The organism is Paenibacillus sp. PAMC 26794 (genome assembly GCF_000316035.1).
Taxonomy (GTDB): Bacteria; Bacillota; Bacilli; order Paenibacillales; family Paenibacillaceae; genus Paenibacillus.
Map to the genome: position 1 here is coordinate 1 of NZ_ANHX01000010.1, position 1810 is coordinate 1810.

Consider the following 1810-nt stretch of genomic DNA (forward strand, 5'->3'; position numbering starts at 1 on the left):
TAGATTATAGAATTTATATGTTCATGTATGTATATTCAATTCCAACCGTTCAAATTCAAACTTGATAATGTTAAAATAAATGTTGTAAAAGAGATAGACGTCGAAACGGATGTCAAATTAGAGGAGCCAGGGGGAAGGCCAGTCATGTCCAGAACAGATTACCCAAAAGAAATGGCCAAACCTCTGCTTCCGCTGCGTGAAGCGATGGAGCAGACAGGGGACCATACGGCTGTACAGGCTATAACGGATTTAATCAGCAAGGCGGAAATGAAACATCTGACGATTGCGTTCTGTGGTCATTTCTCTGCAGGCAAATCGAGTCTCATCAACAGTTTATGCGGTAAACGGGTGCTGCCTTCAAGTCCCGTGCCAACAAGTGCAAATGTGGTATCCATACGTAATGGTAAGCCGAGAGCGCTTATTTATACTACTCCAAACGTAAGCGCTGACAATGGAACAGGAACACTTGAAGTTTCTCCAGAGGAATTGGAGGCGTATTGCAAAAATGGTGGAGCTTACAGCTCGATTGAGGTATGGGATGATATTCCTCTGCTGAAAGATGATGCTGTCCTGCTGGATACACCAGGTGTGGATTCAACAGATCGGGGGCACAGTCTCGCGACCCATTCCGCGCTTCATCTGGCGGATGTGGTGTTCTATGTCATGGACTATAACCATGTCCAGTCAGAGACAAACCTTACATTTGCCAAGAGTCTGTCGGATTGGGGCAAACCGTTGTTTTTGATCGTGAACCAGATCGACAAGCATCGGGAGCGTGAGCTCTCTTTTGACGAATATACCGAAGGTGTCGAAGCTATATTTGCGGCCTGGGAAGTCAGATATGACGGACTGCTGTTTACTTCCCTACGCGACAAGCAGCATCGCTACAACCAGTGGGATGTGCTTCCGGAACTCATTGGACACATGATGCAAGAGAAGGAAGCGTTAATTACGCACAGTTTGGCAAGTTCGGCTAGTCATGTAACGGAGCAACACCTGACGAGAGAAGCGGAGAAACGCGAGGATGAAGAGAATTCCCTGCTAGATGAGATCGGTGGCAAGGAAGGAATTGAACGTTTGGAACGAGAGCTGGAGCTTCTTGATCAACAAGAAGCAGAGATTCGTACCGGACCTTCGCGAGTGCGCGAGAAATTCCGGGCAGAGCTGGAGCCTCTTCTGGCAAATGCAAATCTTACTCCTGCGGATATTCGTGCGTCTGCTGCCGCCTATTTGGAGAGCCGCAAACCAGGTTTCAGAGTAGGTTTATTGTTCTCAGGTGGCAAAACCGAGCAGGAGAAACAACGGCGTGCTTCTGAACTGGTAAGACTGTTACAGGATCAGGCTTCCGGACAAGTTGAGGTACATATTCGTACGATGCTTAGACAGCTGGGTGAATCCCATCAGCTATGGGGAGCGGAGTGGGAGCAGGCACTTAATACAGAGCTGCCTGCTGTAGATGAAGCACTATTGGATATGAAACGCAGTGCCAGTGCAGAGGTATCTCCAGAGTATGTGATTCAATTCAGTAAAGATGTGCGGGGCGAGATTGAGGCCCGCTATCGCAGGTCGGCCATGATGCTGGCCGACCGCATGCTGGAAGCGCTGGCAGCGCGAGGCGAAGCCGCGCTCCAGGCGCTGGACGCCAGCCGCGCAGCGCTGCTGGCGCAATCCGCGGCGGCGGCGCGCTACACGGCGCTCCAGCGCAGCGCCGCCGCAGAGGCAGCAGGGCTGCGCAGCCTGCTGCCCCATGCGGGCCCCCTCCCCTCCGGGCTATTGCCGGGGGGGAGGGGCCCGCCCGTGCCCCCGGGGC

At 52.3% G+C, this 1810-nt stretch carries 1 protein-coding gene; it reads left to right on the plus strand.

Features of this window, described 5'->3' with window-relative positions; genetic code table 11:
* Positions 1-144: 144 nt before the first annotated feature.
* A partial coding sequence (locus D829_RS0105150) for a dynamin family protein (RefSeq protein WP_026081008.1) occupies positions 145-1810 on the plus strand: 1666 nt, incomplete at its 3' end.